This is a genomic window from Brachybacterium sp. GPGPB12, from assembly GCF_038396325.1.
In the GTDB taxonomy this organism is placed as follows: domain Bacteria; phylum Actinomycetota; class Actinomycetes; order Actinomycetales; family Dermabacteraceae; genus Brachybacterium; species Brachybacterium conglomeratum.
Genome location: NZ_CP149573.1, coordinates 1,172,310 through 1,189,860, shown reverse-complemented (window position 1 = coordinate 1,189,860; position 17,551 = coordinate 1,172,310). Strand labels below are relative to the sequence as shown.

At 66.0% G+C, this 17,551-nt stretch carries 6 protein-coding genes, 3 rRNA genes and 3 pseudogenes; all 12 read left to right on the top strand.

Annotated features, from left to right (window positions below; all coding sequences use genetic code 11):
* Window positions 1-97: 97 nt before the first annotated feature.
* Window positions 98-1,363 (top strand): annotated as a pseudogene (gene tyrS / locus WKH84_RS06675) (tyrosine--tRNA ligase).
* A gap of 823 nt (window positions 1,364-2,186) precedes the next feature.
* Window positions 2,187-3,708 (top strand): 16S ribosomal RNA (locus tag WKH84_RS06670).
* Between the two features lie 340 nt (window positions 3,709-4,048).
* Window positions 4,049-7,117 (top strand): 23S ribosomal RNA (locus WKH84_RS06665).
* A 122-nt stretch (window positions 7,118-7,239) separates the two neighbouring features.
* Window positions 7,240-7,356 (top strand): 5S ribosomal RNA (gene rrf, locus WKH84_RS06660).
* Together the 16S, 23S and 5S rRNA genes form the textbook arrangement of a ribosomal RNA operon.
* Window positions 7,357-7,736: 380 nt before the next feature.
* Window positions 7,737-8,783, top strand: coding sequence for a polyprenyl synthetase family protein (locus WKH84_RS06655; RefSeq protein WP_341856072.1), 1,047 nt, complete (start codon window positions 7,737-7,739; stop codon window positions 8,781-8,783).
* 224 nt (window positions 8,784-9,007) lie between these two features.
* Window positions 9,008-10,492: an Ig-like domain-containing protein gene (locus tag WKH84_RS06650; protein WP_341856071.1), complete on the top strand. Its 1,485-nt coding sequence runs from the start codon at window positions 9,008-9,010 to the stop codon at window positions 10,490-10,492.
* Window positions 10,489-10,740: a hypothetical protein gene (locus tag WKH84_RS06645; protein ID WP_341856070.1), complete on the top strand. Its 252-nt coding sequence runs from the start codon at window positions 10,489-10,491 to the stop codon at window positions 10,738-10,740. The genes WKH84_RS06650 and WKH84_RS06645 overlap by 4 nt, the downstream gene beginning before the upstream one ends.
* Window positions 10,737-12,926 carry an Ig-like domain-containing protein gene (locus tag WKH84_RS06640; RefSeq protein ID WP_341856069.1) on the top strand — a complete coding sequence of 730 codons (2,190 nt, stop codon included), beginning with the start codon at window positions 10,737-10,739 and terminating at the stop codon, window positions 12,924-12,926. The genes WKH84_RS06645 and WKH84_RS06640 overlap by 4 nt, the downstream gene beginning before the upstream one ends.
* Window positions 12,910-13,872: a fibronectin type III domain-containing protein gene (locus WKH84_RS06635; RefSeq protein WP_341856068.1), complete on the top strand. Its 963-nt coding sequence runs from the start codon at window positions 12,910-12,912 to the stop codon at window positions 13,870-13,872. Before WKH84_RS06640 ends, WKH84_RS06635 begins: the two co-directional genes overlap by 17 nt.
* A complete protein-coding gene (locus tag WKH84_RS06630) occupies window positions 13,857-15,182 on the top strand; it encodes a fibronectin type III domain-containing protein (protein ID WP_341856067.1) in 1,326 nt (441 codons plus the stop codon). Before WKH84_RS06635 ends, WKH84_RS06630 begins: the two co-directional genes overlap by 16 nt.
* Before the next feature lie 63 nt (window positions 15,183-15,245).
* A pseudogene (locus WKH84_RS06625) lies at window positions 15,246-16,220 on the top strand (MoxR family ATPase).
* Window positions 16,221-17,120: 900 nt separating this feature from the next.
* A pseudogene (locus WKH84_RS06620) lies at window positions 17,121-17,435 on the top strand (DUF58 domain-containing protein); the annotation flags it as partial.
* Window positions 17,436-17,551 lie beyond the last annotated feature (116 nt).

The window sequence follows — 17,551 nt, the reverse complement described above, 5'->3', positions numbered from 1 at the left end:
CGCGCGCGATATCGCGTGGCACCCCGCCCCGTGGGTGGGGGACAATGACCGTGGCCCCGACCGGGCGCCGCACCGCACCACCGAGAGGAAACGATCGATGCATTCCGTCCTGGACGAGCTCGCCTGGCGAGGACTCGTCGTGCAGACCACCGGGCGCGAGGCGCTCGGAAGCGCTCTGGCGGACGGACCGATCAGCCTCTATTGCGGCTTCGACCCGACCGCCGCGTCCCTGCACGTCGGCCACCTGACCCAGGTGCTCACGATGCGTCGACTGCGCCTGGCCGGCCACCGCCCCTTCGCCCTCGTGGGCGGGGCGACCGGCCTGATCGGCGACCCCCGCATGTCCGGCGAACGCGTGCTCAACGACGCCGAGATCGTCGCGACCTGGGTCGAGAGCCTGCGCGGCCAGATCTCCCGCTTCCTCGACCTCGAGGGGGAGTTCGGCGTGACCATGGTGAACAACCTCGACTGGATCGGGCAGATGAGCGCGCTCGACTTCCTGCGGGACATTGGCAAGCACTACCGCATGGGCACGATGCTCGCGAAGGACACCGTCGCCCGCCGTCTCCAGAGCGATGAGGGCATCAGCTACACGGAGTTCAGCTACCAGGTCCTGCAGGGCATCGACTACCTCGAGCCGCATCGCCGGCACGGGGTGTCCCTGCAGTACGGGGGCAACGACCAGTGGGGCAACCTCCTCTCCGGGGTCGACCTCATCCACAAGGTGGAGGGGCACGAGGTACATGCGCTGACCACTCCGCTGGTCACCAAGGCCGACGGCACCAAGTTCGGCAAGAGCGAGGGCGGCGCGGTGTGGCTGGACGCGGAGCTCACCAGCCCCTACGCGTTCCACCAGTTCTGGCTCAACGCGGCCGACGCGGACGTCGTCAAGTACCTGCGCTTCTTCACCTTCCGCAGTCAGGAGGAGATCGCGGAGCTGGAGCACGCCACCGAGACGGCCTCGCACGAGCGCGCCGCGCAGAGGGCTCTGGCCGACGAGCTCACCACCATGGTCCACGGGGCTCAGGCCACCGAGCAGGCGAAGGCCGCGGCCTCCGTCCTCTTCGGCCGCGGGGACGTGCGTGCGCTGGACGAGCAGACCGTCCTCGCCATCGCCCGTGAGTCGCCCGGGGCGGAGGTCTCCGCGACCACGCCGCTGGTGGACGCGTTCGTCAGCGCCGGCATCGCGCAGTCCAAGGGCGCGGCCCGTCGGGACGCCGACGGGGAGGGCTCTCCGTGAACGGGGAGAGGATCTCCGCCGACGACCTCGCACGGGAGGTCGGAGAGCTCGACGCGCCGCCGGGGGCGAGGCTCCTCGCGTCGCGGTCGCAAGAACGCCGCGATGGTGCACCGCCTCGATTGACCGGTCCGGCGTGTCGACTCCCCGTGTCGACACGCCGGCGCGGATCCCGCCGCCGCCCCACCGAGCCCCGCCAGTCGACGCACAGTCGAGAGGCGGGGCTCGGTGCGCATCCGGGGGCGTACCGGAATGCTGGACCCACGGGCTCTCCGGAGCGACCGTCCGCGGCACGCGATTAACCGCCGACGAGCTTGCTTGTCAACCTGACGATAAGGACCGGTGACCCCTCTCTCAAGCGTGGGTCACATTCGGGTGAACGAGCGCTTTCCCAGTCGAGCAAAGTACTGCTGACCTGCGCAAATACCAGTTCTGCAGGGTGAACGGAGGCTGAACGGAGCGGCTTGACGGCCCCTCGCGGGACCCGTAATGTTCTTTCTTGTCAGCAGCGAGGACGCAGACGCGAAGGGCCGAGAGCCTCCCCTGGGAGGAGCGAGGAACGGAGCGACTGGGACTCACTGCGGGCCCGCCGGGACGAGAGATCGGACCAGCGGCCGTGACTCGGACACGGACGGATCGCACCGCGATTCGGAGGTGACCGGGACCACGCGGAGCGGAGTTGGACCTGGCCGCGAAGAACTGCTAAAGTAGTGACTCGCGCCGGGACGACGAAGCGAGTAGGAGTCGTCGACGGGATCACCCACCGGCAACGAGCCTCAGAGATGAACCGCGGAAGCGGGGACTCGACGATGTGCGCGTGTTGCTTGATATCTCAATAGCGTGTCTGTTTATCGATGCCATTATTTTGAATGGCAGATTATAACGGATGATACAGCAGTTAAATGCTGGTTGTTTGTTTATTTTGTCAGGTTTATAGTTTTTCATGATTTTCATGGAGAGTTTGATCCTGGCTCAGGACGAACGCTGGCGGCGTGCTTAACACATGCAAGTCGAACGATGACGGTGGTGCTTGCACCACCTGATTAGTGGCGAACGGGTGAGTAACACGTGAGTAACCTGCCCCCCACTTCGGGATAACCTCGGGAAATCGTGGCTAATACCGGATACGAGCACTCATCGCATGGTGGGTGCTGGAAAGATTTATCGGTGGGGGATGGACTCGCGGCCTATCAGTTTGTTGGTGAGGTGATGGCTCACCAAGACGATGACGGGTAGCCGGCCTGAGAGGGCGACCGGCCACACTGGGACTGAGACACGGCCCAGACTCCTACGGGAGGCGACAGTGGGGAATATTGCACAATGGGCGAAAGCCTGATGCAGCGACGCCGCGTGGGGGATGACGGCCTTCGGGTTGTAAACCCCTTTCAGTAGGGAAGAAGCGAGAGTGACGGTACCTGCAGAAGAAGCGCCGGCTAACTACGTGCCAGCGACCGCGGTAATACGTAGGGCGCAAGCGTTGTCCGGAATTATTGGGCGTAAAGAGCTTGTAGGTGGCTTGTCGCGTCTGCCGTGAAAACCCGAGGCTCAACCTCGGGCGTGCGGTGGGTACGGGCAGGCTAGAGTGTGGTAGGGGAGACTGGAACTCCTGGTGTAGCGGTGAAATGCGCAGATATCAGGAAGAACACCGATGGCGAAGGCAGGTCTCTGGGCCATTACTGACACTGAGAAGCGAAAGCATGGGTAGCGAACAGGATTAGATACCCTGGTAGTCCATGCCGTAAACGTTGGGCACTAGGTGTGGGGGACATTCCACGTTTTCCGCGCCGTAGCTAACGCATTAAGTGCCCCGCCTGGGGAGTACGGCCGCAAGGCTAAAACTCAAAGGAATTGACGGGGGCCCGCACAAGCGGCGGAGCATGCTGATTAATTCGATGCAACGCGAAGAACCTTACCAAGGCTTGACATGCACTGGACGGTCATGCAGAGATGTGGCTTTCTTTGGACTGGTGCACAGGTGGTGCATGGTTGTCGTCAGCTCGTGTCGTGAGATGTTGGGTTAAGTCCCGCAACGAGCGCAACCCTTGTTCTATGTTGCCAGCACGTGATGGTGGGGACTCATAGGAGACTGCCGGGGTCAACTCGGAGGAAGGTGGGGACGACGTCAAATCATCATGCCCCTTATGTCTTGGGCTTCAAGCATGCTACAATGGTCGGTACAATGGGTTGCGAAACTGTGAGGTGGAGCGAATCCCAAAAAGCCGGCCTCAGTTCGGATTGGGGTCTGCAACTCGACCCCATGAAGTCGGAGTCGCTAGTAATCGCAGATCAGCAACAGCGCGGTGAATACGTTCCCGGGCCTTGTACACACCGCCCGTCAAGTCACGAAAGTCGGTAACACCCGAAGCCAGTGGCCCATCCTCGTGAGGGAGCTGTCGAAGGTGGGATCGGTGATTGGGACTAAGTCGTAACAAGGTAGCCGTACCGGAAGGTGCGGCTGGATCACCTCCTTTCTAAGGAGCATCACCAATATTGGTGGCCATCGTCGTCTGCGAGTGTCAGGCGGGTGGTTGCTCAAGGGTGGAACATCGATGGATGGGCACTTCATCTGTTGCGCTGATCGCTAGTACTCCTTCGGGATGGAACGTGTGAGGGCATCGGGTTCGAGGTGGAGACACGCTATTGGGTTGTGAGGTCGCACGCGCCCCCGTTTGTGGGGGGTGTGTGGCTGGTCCCCCCGGTCATGACTGTCCGTTGGATGGTGGTGGTGGGTGTGGGGTTGTTTCTTGAGAACTGTATAGTGGACGCGAGCATCTTGTAAGCAATTTTTAAGCGCAAAGTGTCTTTGTGTTGCCGTAAGTTTTAAAGGGCGCACGGTGGATGCCTTGGCACAAGGAGCCGACGAAGGACGTGGGAGTCTGCGTTAAGCCTCGGGGAGTTGACAACCGAACTGTGATCCGAGGATGTCCGAATGGGGAAACCCACCACGAGTCATGTCGTGGTACCCGCCGCTGAATGTATAGGCAGTGTGGAGGGAACGCGGGGAAGTGAAACATCTCAGTACCCGCAGGAAGAGAAAACAAATAGTGATTCCGTGAGTAGTGGCGAGCGAAAGCGGAGGAGGCTAAACCTGGTCTGTGTGATACCCGGCAGGGGTTGCAGGTCAGGGGTTGTGGGACGTGTCTGTGGGGTCTGCCGGCCTTGCGACGTGTACGCGCAGTGGTAGTCGAAGCCGTGGTGAGTGCGGTGGCGTAGAGGGTGTGACCCCCGTAGACGAAACCAGTGCGTGGCGTGACGCTGTTCCCGAGTAGCACCGGGCCCGTGAAATCCGGTGTGAATCTGCCAGGACCACCTGGTAAGCCTGAATACTACCTTGTGACCGATAGCGGACAAGTACCGTGAGGGAAAGGTGAAAAGCACCCCGGGAGGGGAGTGAAATAGTACCTGAAACCGTGTGCTTACAATCCGTCGGAGCCTTGAGGGGTGACGGCGTGCCTTTTGAAGAATGAGCCTGCGAGTTAGTGGTCGGTGGCGAGGTTAACCCGTGTGGGGTAGCCGTAGCGAAAGCGAGTCTGAACGGGGCGTTCAGTCGCCGGCTCTAGACCCGAAGCGAAGTGATCTATCCATGGGCAGTGTGAAGCGCGGGTAAGACCGCGTGGAGGCGCGAACCCACTTCAGTTGAAAATGGAGGGGATGACCTGTGGATAGGGGTGAAAGGCCAATCAAACTTCGTGATAGCTGGTTCTCCCCGAAATGCATTTAGGTGCGGCGTTGCGTGTTTCGTGCCGGAGGTAGAGCACTGGATAGGCGATGGGCCCCACCGGGTTACTGACCTTAGCCAAACTCCGAATGCCGGTACGTGAGAGCGCGACAGTGAGACTGTGGGGGATAAGCTTCATGGTCGAGAGGGAAACAGCCCAGAACATCAGCTAAGGCCCCTAAGCGTGTGCTAAGTGGAAAAGGATGTGGAGTTGCTGAGACAACCAGGAGGTTGGCTTAGAAGCGACCACCCTTGAAAGAGTGCGTAATAGCTCACTGGTCAAGTGATTCTGCGCCGACAATGTAGCGGGGCTCAAGCACACCGCCGAAGCTGTGTCACTCAGGATTTGGTCCTGGGTGGGTAGGGGAGCGTCGTACAGCCGGTGAAGCCGCGGGGGAACCCAGTGGTGGAGGCTGTACGAGTGAGAATGCAGGCATGAGTAGCGAAAGACGGGTGAGAAACCCGTCCGCCGATTGATCAAGGGTTCCAGGGCCAGGTTTATCCGCCCTGGGTTAGTCGGGACCTAAGGCGAGGCCGACAGGCGTAGTCGATGGACATCGGGTTGATATTCCCGAACCGATCGTAGGAGGACCCATACCGAGGCGGCTGATGCTAACCACCCGAGCTGTCACCGCACCCTTCGGGGTGTGGATGGTGGTGAGGCTGGGAACCAAGGTCGTAGTAGGTCAGCGCGTGGGATGACGCAGAGAGGTAGCTTCCGCGGACTTAATGGAATAGTCCGTCTAAGCGTGCGACCCGGCCCCGGGTAATGCTGGGGCCATGAGGGTGAGACGTGATGGGGATCCCGTATGGGCGTAGGTGAGTGATCCTGTACTGCCTAGAAAAGTTCCGGCGTGACGAATACGGTCGCCCGTACCCTAAACCGACTCAGGTGATCAGGTAGAGAATACCGAGGCGTTCGAGAGAATCGTGGTTAAGGAACTCGGCAAAATGCCCCCGTAACTTCGGGAGAAGGGGGGCCCGATCCGTGAGAGCGGAGAGGGCCGCAGAGACCAGGGAGAAGCGACTGTTTACTAAAAACACAGGTCCGTGCGAAGTCGTAAGACGCTGTATACGGACTGACGCCTGCCCGGTGCTGGAAGGTTAAGAGGACCGGTTAGAGCTCTTCGGAGTTCGAAGCTGAGAATTTAAGCCCCAGTAAACGGCGGTGGTAACTATAACCATCCTAAGGTAGCGAAATTCCTTGTCGGGTAAGTTCCGACCTGCACGAATGGCGTAACGACTTCTCCACTGTCTCAACCGCGAACTCGGCGAAATTGCATTACGAGTAAAGATGCTCGTTACGCGCAACAGGACGGAAAGACCCCGGGACCTTTACTATAGTTTGATATTGGTGTTCGGGACGGCTTGTGTAGGATAGGTGGGAGACTGGGAAGCATTCACGCCAGTGAGTGTGGAGTCGTCGTTGAAATACCACTCTGGTCGTTCTGGATTCCTAACCTCGGTCCGTGATCCGGATCAGGGACAGTGTCTGATGGGTAGTTTAACTGGGGCGGTTGCCTCCTAAAGAGTAACGGAGGCGCTCAAAGGTTCCCTCAGCCTGGTTGGCAATCAGGTGTTGAGTGTAAGTGCACAAGGGAGCTTGACTGCGAGACAGACATGTCGGGCAGGTGCGAAAGCAGGAACTAGTGATCCGGCACCTCATTGTGGAATGGGTGTCGCTCAACGGATAAAAGGTACCCCGGGGATAACAGGCTGATCTTGCCCAAGAGCTCATATCGACGGCATGGTTTGGCACCTCGATGTCGGCTCGTCGCATCCTGGGGCTGGAGTTGGTCCCAAGGGTTAGGCTGTTCGCCTATTAAAGCGGTACGCGAGCTGGGTTTAGAACGTCGTGAGACAGTTCGGTCCCTATCCAGCGCGCGCGTTGGATATTTGAGAAGTCCTGTCCCTAGTACGAGAGGACCGGGATGGACTGACCTCTGGTGTGCCAGTTGTTCTGCCAAGGGCATGGCTGGTTGGCTACGTCGGGAAGGGATAACCGCTGAAAGCATCTAAGCGGGAAGCCTGCTTCGAGATGAGATATCCTTGCACCCTTGAGGTGTGTGAGGCCCCCAGTAGATGACTGGGTTGATAGGCCAGATGTGGAAGCACAGTAATGTGTGGAGCTGACTGGTACTAATGGCCGATGACTTACAACAACATTCTTTGTGCTTGTTGTTTGCTGTGTGTGTTCGCGTCCACTGTGCGGTTCTTGGGGAACAACCCTGCTTTGCCGGCACCTTTTTGGTGTGGGTGGGTGGCTGGTTGTGTCTCATCGTGTTACGGCGGTCATAGCGTCGAGGAAACGCCCGGTTCCATTCCGAACCCGGAAGCTAAGCTCGATCGCGCCGATGGTACTGCACTCGGGAGGGTGTGGGAGAGTAGGTCGCCGCCGGACATCTTCACTGGGAGTGGAGGAGTGCTTGAACCCCTTGCGGGTGTTCGCCTCCTCCACTCCCTTTTTTCATGCCCGGAATTGGGGAGCGACCAGGACGGCAAGGGCGGGGCCGCTCTGCAAGGGCTGGTCAGAGGTCATGTCGCGCTCGGGGGTGGCGCCGGCCCATGGCGTCTCCGGCTCCGGGAGGGCCCGGTCGAGCGGGTGATCCCTGCAATCCCCTCGGCGGAGCGCTCCGCAGTTCTGCCGGTCACCTCGGGGCCGTACGTCGGCTCAGGGCCCCTGCCTCCCCGGTAGACTCGGCTGTCGTGTCGCTCCTGTCCGGGAGCGCAGTCCGCACTCCGGCCCCGCTCCTCGGGACCGGTTCGATCCCCAGGAGAGACATGCCGTCCACAGCGCCGGGTGTGCCCGACATCGATGATCAGCTTGCGACGAGCATCGTCGAGCGCCTGGGCACCATCGAGCACGGGTCGCGCGATGCCGTCGCGAGCTCCGACGACATGGTGCGCTGGACCGCTCGCCACCTGATGGACGCCGGCGGCAAGCGCGTGCGGCCGATGCTTGTGCTCCTGGCGGCGTCCCTCGGGGACGTCGATGCCGAGGGCGTGCAGGACGCGGCGATCCTCGTCGAGCTGACCCACCTGGCCAGCCTGTACCACGACGACGTGATGGACTCGGCGCCCACCCGCCGGGGCACCGACAGCGCCCACTCGCTGTGGGGCAACAACGTCGCGATCCTCACGGGGGACTTCCTCTTCGCGCGAGCAAGCGCGCTGAGCGCCCGCATCGGTCGCGAGGCCGTGCGGATGCACTCCGAGACCTTCGAGAGGCTGTGCCTCGGCCAGCCGCACGAGACCGTCGGTCCTGCCGAGGGGGACGACCCCTTCGCCCACTACATCTCCGTCCTCTCCGACAAGACGGCCTCGCTGCTCGCCCTCGCCGGCGACCTCGGCGCCTCCCTCGCCGGGGCCCCCGAGGGCTCCGACGACGTCATGCGCCGCTACGGCGAGAAGGTCGGGGTCGCCTTCCAGCTCGCGGACGACGTGCTGGACCTCGAGAGCGACGCCGCCGCGAGCGGGAAGACCCCGGGCATCGACCTGCGTGAGGGCGTGCCCACCATGCCCACCCTCCTCGTCCGTCGCCGGGCGGCCGAGCGGCGGGACGCGCGCGACCTCGAGATCCTGCGCAGGCTCGACAGCGATCTCAGCGACGACACCGCGCTGGGCGAGCTCGTGGAGCTGCTGCGCGAGGACGAGGCGCTCGAGGAGACGCGCCGGCTCGCCCAGCGCACCGCCGATGAGGCCGTCGAGATCCTCGGCGAGTCGCCGCGGGGACCCGTCCCCGAGGCGCTGCGCAGACCTTCACCCGCACGCTCGTCGAGCGCCGTCGCTGAGCTCCTCGTGAGGTCGGCGACCGTTCCCTCCGCCTGACCTGCACGGGGACGGAACGTGACCGGGCGACCGTAGAACGTCGCGCGGGGGACCGGTACTCTGTCCGTTGTCGTGCGCGACCACGTCGACCGCGGGGGTCTTCTCCTCAGTGAGAGCGACCGGTCGAGGCCGGGCGTGCGCGAGGAGTCTGCACGTCTTCTGGGGGTACCACCATGTCAGTCAGCGCTGGACCGAAGAGGCGCCGCGGTCGGCGTACCACGGTCGTGTCCACGGCCGTCCTGTCAGTGGTGGCGCTCGTCCTCACCGGCTTCGCCGTGAACTACGACGGCCTGTCCTCCTCGGAGGTCGAGGTCTCCGACGGCGGCGTCTGGGTCAGCAACGGCGACCGCGGCCTGATCGGCCGCCTGAACGTCGACGCGGGCGAGCTCGACGCCCGCATCTCCTCCACCGGCCAGGACCTCGACATCATCCAGTCCGGCTACCACGTCTTCGAGACCGGGCCGCGCGGCATGACCCCCATCAACACCGCGGCCGCCTCCCGTGCGGGCCTCGTCGAGTCGCCCCCCGAATCCACCGTCCGCATCGGCGGGGACCGCGTCGTCATCGCCGCGCCCGACGGCCGGGTCTGGATCCTCTCCCCGGACGAAGCCGCCGCGTTCAGCCCCGCCTCCGTCGAGCCGGTCCTCGAGACCGGCAACGGCGCGCCTCCCGTCGCCGTCTCCATGAGAGGCGACGTGTATGTCCTGAACGGCGATGAGCTCCTGCGCTACCCCCGTACACCGTCCACCCGGGACACGAAGGCGGACAAGCCGTTCATCGCCGGCGGGGTCTCGAGCGACGCCGCGCACGTCGAGCTCACCGTCGTCGGCGACGTGCCGGTGATCATGGACCGCGAGAACCGCATCGCGCGCCTCGGCACCGAGATGAAGGACTACCCGCTCGAGGACTACGGCATCTCCTCCCTCGAGGTCGGCGAAATCCAGCAAGCCGGCCCCGCCTCCGAGAACGTCGTCCTGTCCACCGCGGACACGATCTCGCTGATCCCCCTCGACGGCGGGAAGGCGGAGTCGATCGCCGCAGGCGGCACCGGCTCCGAGGTCATCGAGCCGGCGCAGGTCGACGGTCGCGCCTACGGCGCCTGGGGCGGGTCCCTGCGCTACGTCCGCGCCTGCGAGGGCCAGGAGCCCGTAAAGGACGTCATCCCCGAGGCGAAGGCCGGGGCGGACCTCTCCCTGCGGCAGAACCGCGACCTGGTCGTGCTCAACGACCAGAAGTTCGGTCTGTCCTGGGAGATCATGGACTCGATGCAGCTGGTCGACGACTGGGTCATCAACCAGGACATCCAGACCGACCAGTCGAAGGAGAAGGAGAAGGAGACCCTCACCACCACGATCGAGAACGTCGCGGCCGAGCGCGAGGAGGAGAACCGGCCCCCGACGGCCAACGACGACACCTTCGGCGTGCGGCCCGGTCAGAACGTGGTCCTCCCCGTCACGCGCAACGACGTCGACCCCGACGGCGATGTGCTCACCGTCGCCGTGGAGGGGAAGCGACCGGCCGCCGGGCACGTCACCCCGATCACGGGCGGCACGCGGCTCCAGATCCAGGTCGCCGACGACGCCTCCGGCACCCAGACGTTCACCTACGCCGTCGACGACGGGCGCGGCGGCAAGGACACCGCCACCGTGACCCTCGAGGTGCGCCAGGAGGGGAGAACTCCGCCCCGCAGGCCGCCGAAGAGACGATGACCAAGGTCCAGGTCCGCTCCGGCCAGGAGATCAGCTTCAACATCCTGCCGTACTGGGAGGACCCCGACGGCGACGCCTTCTACCTCTCCAACGCCACGGTCCCGCCGGAGGACCTCGTCACCTTCACCCCCGACGGGAAGATCGCCTTCAACGACGCCGGCCTCTCGCCGGGCACGAAGCAGGTCCAGCTCACCTTCCGCGACGAGAACGGCGAGACGGGGAGGGGACGATCCAGATCGAGTCGGTGACCGACAGCGACCTCCCGCCGATCACCACCGCCGACCACGTCAGCATCGTCTCCGGACGCACCACAACGCTCAAGCCGCTGGTCAATGATCTCAACCCCAACGGCGGCGAGCTCGAGCTGATCAGCGTCGGCGAGTCCGAGGGGCTGGAGGTCGATCCGGCCCTGGACGCCGGGAGCGTCGACGTCACCGGTGCCGGTCCCGGCACCCACTACCTGGAGTACACGGTCGGGGCGAGCGGCGGCGGCACCACCTCCCTGGGACTGATGCGCATCGACGTGGTCGAGCCGGAGGCGGAGAACCTCCAGCCCGTCGCCGTCGACGACCTCGGCACGGTCACCACCGGCACCGACACGCTCGTGGACCCGTTGGAGAACGATGTGGACCCCACCGGCGGGGTGCTGGTCGCGAACTCCCTCGAGGTCCCCGGGGGCGACGGCCTGAAGGCCACCGTCGTCGACCACCACCTGGTGCGGGTCGAGGCGGAGCCCGGCGCGACCGTCTCCTCCGAGCCGGTCCCGATCACCTACGAGGTCTCGAACTCGGCCGGCACCTCGACGGGCACCATCCGGATGATGGTCGTGAACACGGACACGCAGTTCGCGAACCCGGAGGCCGTCCCGGACCGCACCGTCGTGCGCGCCGGGGACATGGTCAACATCGACGTCACCGCCAACGACGTCTCGCCCACGGTCTCCGACCTCCACCTCGGTACGAACCTCGACACCTCACGCGCCGATGCACTGGGCAACACCGAGCCGCACCAGGACATCTTGCGCTTCCGCGCGGACGACGACGCGACGGGCGAGGCCGTCGTGCAGTACGAGGTGGTCGACGAGACGGGCCGCACCGGCTCCGCCCTCGCCTACATCACCATCGTGCCGCGGGACGCGGAGAACACCCCGCCGCGTCCGGAGAACCTCACCGCCCGCGCGGTCGCGGGCACCCCGGTGCGGATCCCCGTCCAGACCACCGGCATCGATCCCGACGGCGACTCCGTGATGCTCACCGGCGCGGCGAGCCCCATGCCCACCCTCGGCGAGATCACCAGCGCGAACGGCGAGTGGATCGAGTACGTGCCGCTCGAGGACTCGGTCGGCACGGACCGCTTCCGCTACCAGGTGATGGATCGCCACGGCGCGATCGGCACCGCGGAGGTGCTCGTCGGCATCGCCGCGCCCACCGATCGCAACCAGGCCCCCTACGCGGTCGACGACACCGTCGAGGTGCGCCCGGACCGCGAGGTGCAGATCCCGGTGCTCGACAACGACACCGACCCCGAGGGCGACGCGCTCGGCATCGTGCGCGGCGACGTGAAGCCGATGACGGACATCGAGTACGTCGAGCCGCCGGAGGGGACGGAGGACAACCTCGTCACCGTCACCACCCCGGCCGAGGAGGGCACCCACACGGTGCTGTACTCGGCGACCGACGGGCGACTGAAGTCCAGCGCGACCGCGACCGTCAAGGTCGCCGCGAACGCGCCGCTGCTCTCCCCGGTCGCGGTCGACGACTTCGTGCCGGTCGAGGAGGTCCTGGATCCGAAGAAGGACCACGTCGAGGTCGACGTGCTCGCCAACGACTCCGATCCCGACGGCGGCACCAACGCCCTCGAGGTCGCGCTCGACGGCTCCTACCAGGGCGTGGAGTCGCGCGAGGACGGGACGCTGAAGATCGTGCCCCAGGAGGAGCAGCAGCGGATCCGCTACATCATCACCGACCGGGACGACCAGGCCTCGGCCGGCTACGTGTGGGTGCCCGGCACCGCGAAACAGGCCCCCGTCTGGGTGGGCGAGCCGGTGACGGTGCAGGCCGGCGCCGAGGCGAAGATCGACCTCGCCGATCCCGAAAACGTGCGGGTGCGTCCGGGCGCGGAGGGCGTGCAGATCACCGACCCGTCGCTCGTGACGGCAGGCCACGGCGACGGCGGCGAGCTCGTCGAGAACGAGACGACGCTGAACTACCGCCCGGCCGCGGACTTCTCCGGCAAGGACACCATCAGCGTCGAGGTCACGGACGGTGCGGTGGGGGACGCGACCGCGGCCACCGCGACGCTCGCGATCCCCGTCGAGGTCGCGCCCGAGGACGAGAACCTCCCGCCGACCTTCCAGGGCGCGGTTGCTCGAGGTTGCGCAGGGAGAGGGCCAGGCCACGGTCGACCTCGCGCCCGGAGTGGACGACCCCGATGACGACACGTTCACCTTCGCCCTCGGGAAGTACACCGAGAACCCGGAGATCGACGTGTCGGTCGAGGGCTCGGTCTTCACCGCGACCGCGACGCCGAAGGCACCCAAGGGCACAGTGCTCGAGGTGCCGGTGACCGTCTCCGACGGGACGAACGATCCGGTGGAGTCCTCCGTGCAGGTCACCGTCGGCGGCTCGCCGCGGCCTCTGCTCACCACCGTGATGGACGAGGCCACGATCGATGCGGGCACCACCAAGGACCTCGCAGTGCTCGAGAACGACTCCAACCCCTTCCCCGGCGGGGACCGGGAGCCGCTCAGCGCCGGCCTCACCGCCGGCGACGGCACCGTCGAGGTCAAGGGCGACAAGGTCTCGATCACCCCGGACGAGTCCTTCCACGGCATCCTCAGCGCGCAGTACACCGTCGAGGACGACACCGGCGACCCGGACCGCCACGTCACCGGCGAGATCCGGACCGTGGTGCGCGGCAAGCCCGAGCCGCCCTCCGCGCCGCGCATCGGGGAGATCGGCGACGGGTTCGTCGAGCTGAACTTCGACGCGGGTGCCGACAACGGCGCGCCGATCACCGGGTACATGGTCACCTCGGCGACCGGAGGCTCCGTGTCGCAGCAGTGCGCCTCGACGTCCTGCACGATCACGGGCCTGACCAACGACACGGAGTACACCTTCCAGGTCGTGGCGACCAACGACGTCGGCGACTCGGATCCGTCGGTGCCCTCGGCCGTGGCCCGCCCCGATGTGCGCCCGGAGAAGCCGGGCGCCCCGCGGGCGGAGCGCGGCGATCAGCGGCTGACCGTGGGCTGGTCCGCGCCGGAGAACCGCGGCTCCGCGATCCAGAGCTACGAGGTGCAGGTCCAGGACACCAGCGGCCAGGGGATCTCCTCCCAGACCGTCGAGGGCGGCGACCCCAGACGGTGTTCTCGGGGCTGACCAACGGCGTCGACTACCGCTTCCGGGTGCGGGCCTCGAACCTGGCCGACGAGCCCTCGGAGTGGTCGGAGTGGTCCTCGGCAGAGCACCCGGCCGGCAAGCCCAAGGCCCCGAGCGGCACCCCGTCGGCCGAACGGGTCAACACCGCGCTCGGCGGCGCGGTGGACGTGACGTGGCCGGCGATGACGGATGCCGAGGCGAACGGCGAGCCGATCACGCAGTACGTCGTGAAGTCCTCCTCCGGCGCGAGCCAGACCGTCGACGGCGGGACCACCAAGGCGTCCTTCCGCGACCTCGACCGCGACAGCAAGCACACCTTCACCATCACCGGCGTGAACTCCGTCGGCACCGGCACCGGCTCCTCGAAGGCGTCGAACGCGGTGACTCCGTGGTCGAAGCCCGATGCGCCCACCGGGGTGAAGGCGTCCCTGCCGAGCGAGGGCGAGGGCGACGGCCCGAACGGCCGCGCGACCGTCAGCTGGAAGGCGGCCAACGGCAACGGCACCACGGTCACCAAGTACGTGGTGCGCTGGAACGGCGGCTCGAAGACCGTCGACGCCTCGGCGACGACGGCGAACATCACGGGTTTGAAGAACGGCACCTCGTACAAGTTCACCGTCGAGGCGCGCAACGGCTTCGCCGCCGACGGCGGCATCAGCGAGCCCTCGAGCCAGTCCAACGGCGTCAAGCCCTACACCAAGCCGGCGAACCCGACCGTCAGCGGGTCCAACGGCAAATGCACCGACGGCAACAGGCGCCCGGTTACGGTGAAGGCCAACGCGAGCGGCGGCGATGGCGGTGCCGGCGGCAAGACCCTCCAGGTCCGCATCAACGGCGGCGGCTGGCAGGACTCGGGCACCTCCTTCTCCAAGACCTACCAGGTGAAGTCCAAGGGCAACGTCAAGATCGAGGCTCGGGTCAAGAACAGCAAGGGCCTCGTCAGCGACACCGTCGTCCACACGCAGAAGGCGCAGACCTACACCCCTCCGAACCCCAAGTCCGGAGTCGGGTGGGGTGCGATGCAGAACAACAACGTCTGCGACGGGCCGTACTGCAAGCAGGTCGACATTCGGCTCTCCAATCTCGAGCCTGGCAAGGCCTATGACATGTCCGTGAACACGCTTCCGTCGGCCTCCTACGCCGGGGGCCCGTGGACGGTCAACGGCGCCACCAAGATGCGGATCACGGCCGATGCCAACGGCAACTACTCCTCTTCCGGTGCTGGCTACAACTTCCTGTACGGCTACCCCGACAACAAGTTCGAGGTGTTCGTCAACGGCAAGTCCGCCGGTGTCCACTCGTACGGGTGAGCTGACCACCCCGTCCCGCTCACCGAATACCGCTCTCCTCACATCGAAAGCAGGCTCCTCCTCATGAGCATGACCCCCGAACAGGCCCGCTGGTTCGCCGACACCTTCGACAAGCTCGTCCAGAGCGTGGGTCAGGCCGTCCTCGGCAAGAACGAGGTGGTCCGCCTCGTGCTGACCGCGATGATGGCCCCCGGCCATGTCTTCGCTCGAGGACGCGCCGGGCACCGGCAAGACCTCCCTCGCCCGCTCCATCGCGGCGACCGTGCAGGGCACCGGCACCCGCATCCAGTTCACCCCGGACCTGCTGCCCTCCGACGTCACCGGCGTGACGATCTACGACCAGAACACGAAGTCCTTCGAGTTCCACAAGGGCCCCGTCTTCGCCAATGTCGTGCTCGCCGACGAGATCAACCGCGCCTCGCCCAAGACCCAGTCGGCGATGCTCGAGGTGATGGAGGAGGGCCGCGTCACCGTCGACGGCGTCACCCACGAGGTCGGCAACCCCTTCATGGTGATCGCGACCCAGAACCCGATCGAGCAGGCCGGCACCTACCGCCTCCCCGAGGCGCGACTGGACCGCTTCCTGATGAAGACCTCGATCGGCTACCCGGACCACGCCTCGAGCGTGCAGATCCTCCAGGGCTCCGCCCTGCGCGACCGCTCCAGCGGCTCACCCCGCGCATCTCCCTGCAGGCCGTCAACGACATGACCCAGCTCGCCTCCACCGTGCACGTGGACCCGGCGGTGCTCGAGTACGTCTCGCGCCTGATGGAGGAGACCCGCCTCGCACCCGAGGTCCGCGTCGGCGTCTCCATCCGCGGCGCCCTCGCCCTCATGCGCACCGTCAAGGTGTGGGCCGCCGTCAACGGCCGCCACTACGTGATCCCCGACGACGTCAAGGCGCTCGTGGAGCCCGTGTGGGCGCACCGCTTCGTGCTCGACCCCGAGGCCGAGTTCGCGGGCACCACCGCGAAGTCCGTCATGACGAAGATCCTCAGCGAGGTGGCGCCTCCCCAGGCGCGCCAGCAGACGGCATGAGCTCCCAGCCCTCCTCCGTCCCCACCGACACCGCCGACGCGAAGTCGGCCAAGGCCGAGGCGAAGAAGCGCCGTCGCGCCGCCGCGGCCGAGTCCCGTGCCGGATCCCGTCGCGAGCGCCGCAGGGCGCGCGCGGCCGCGAAGCGTGCCCGTGAGGGGCAGACCGGCCCGGCCGAGGAGACCACCCAAGGCGATGCCCCCGCGAGCACCGGCTGGGCCGGTCTGCGGGACCGCGTCGTCGAGCTGTGGATGCGGCGCATCCACCCCGTGCTCGACGTCGTCTCCCCGGTGGGATGGGCCGTGGCCGGCGTCGCCGCCGCGTGCTGGATCGCAGGCCTGACCCTGCACGTCACCGAGCTGAACGTGGTCGCGCTCGCGCTCACGGTCCCCCTCGTGATCGCGGCGCTGTTCGTGCTGGGCAAGGCGAACTACAAGGTCACCCTCGACCTGCAGACCCACCGGGTCGTCGTCGGCACCCGGGCCGTCGGCCGGGTCGAGGTCATGAACCCCACCCAGCGCGACATCCTCCCCTCGCGGATCGAGCTGGCCGTCGGCCAGGCGACCGCCCAGTTCCTGGTGCCGCGGCTCGCGGCCGCGCAGAGCCACGAGGAGCTCTTCGCCGTCCCCACCAAGCGCCGCGCCGTGCTGGTCGTCGGCCCCGTGCGCTCCGTGCGCGACGACCCGCTCTCCCTCATGCGCCGCCAGGTCACCTGGGCGAAGGAGCAGGAGCTGTTCGTCCACCCGCGCACGGTCCGCCTCGACGAGGCCGCCAGCGGCTTCCTCCGCGACCTCGAGGGCACGCCCTCCTCGGACCTCTCCAGCTCCGACATCGCCTTCCACGCGCCGCGACTACACCCCCGGCGACGACCGCCGCCACGTCCACTGGCGCACCACCGCCCGCACCGGGAAGCTCATGGTCCGCCAGTTCGAGGAGACCCGCCGCTCCCACGTCGTGGTCGCGCTCGACAACCTCGCCGAGCACTACGCGAGCGAGGAGGAGTTCGAGCTGGCCGTGTCCGTGGCCGCCTCGATCTCCGCCCAGACCTTCCGGGAGGAGAAGGAGCTGACGCCCTTCACCTTCGACGCCCGCCAGCGCACCGCCTCCTTCCGCCCGATGATGGACGACTACACGCTGGTCGAGCGGCTGGGGAGCGGATCTCCTTCCACGAGCTGGGGCAGAAGGCATCCGACCTCGCCCCCAACGCCTCCGCGGTGATGATGGTGGTCGGTCCCCACACCACGGCGCGCGAGCTCAACGCCGCCGCCAACCAGCTTCCGATCGGAGTGATGGCCGTGGCGATCCGCTGCGTGGAGGACGCCGAGGTGCAGCGA

Excerpts from the sequence above, each read along its gene's own strand:
- WKH84_RS06655 (WP_341856072.1), top strand. The coding sequence starts at position 7,737 with ATGCCGTCCACAGCGCCGGGTGTGCCCGACATCGATGATCAGCTTGCG.
- WKH84_RS06645 (WP_341856070.1), top strand. The coding sequence starts at position 10,489 with ATGACCAAGGTCCAGGTCCGCTCCGGCCAGGAGATCAGCTTCAACATC.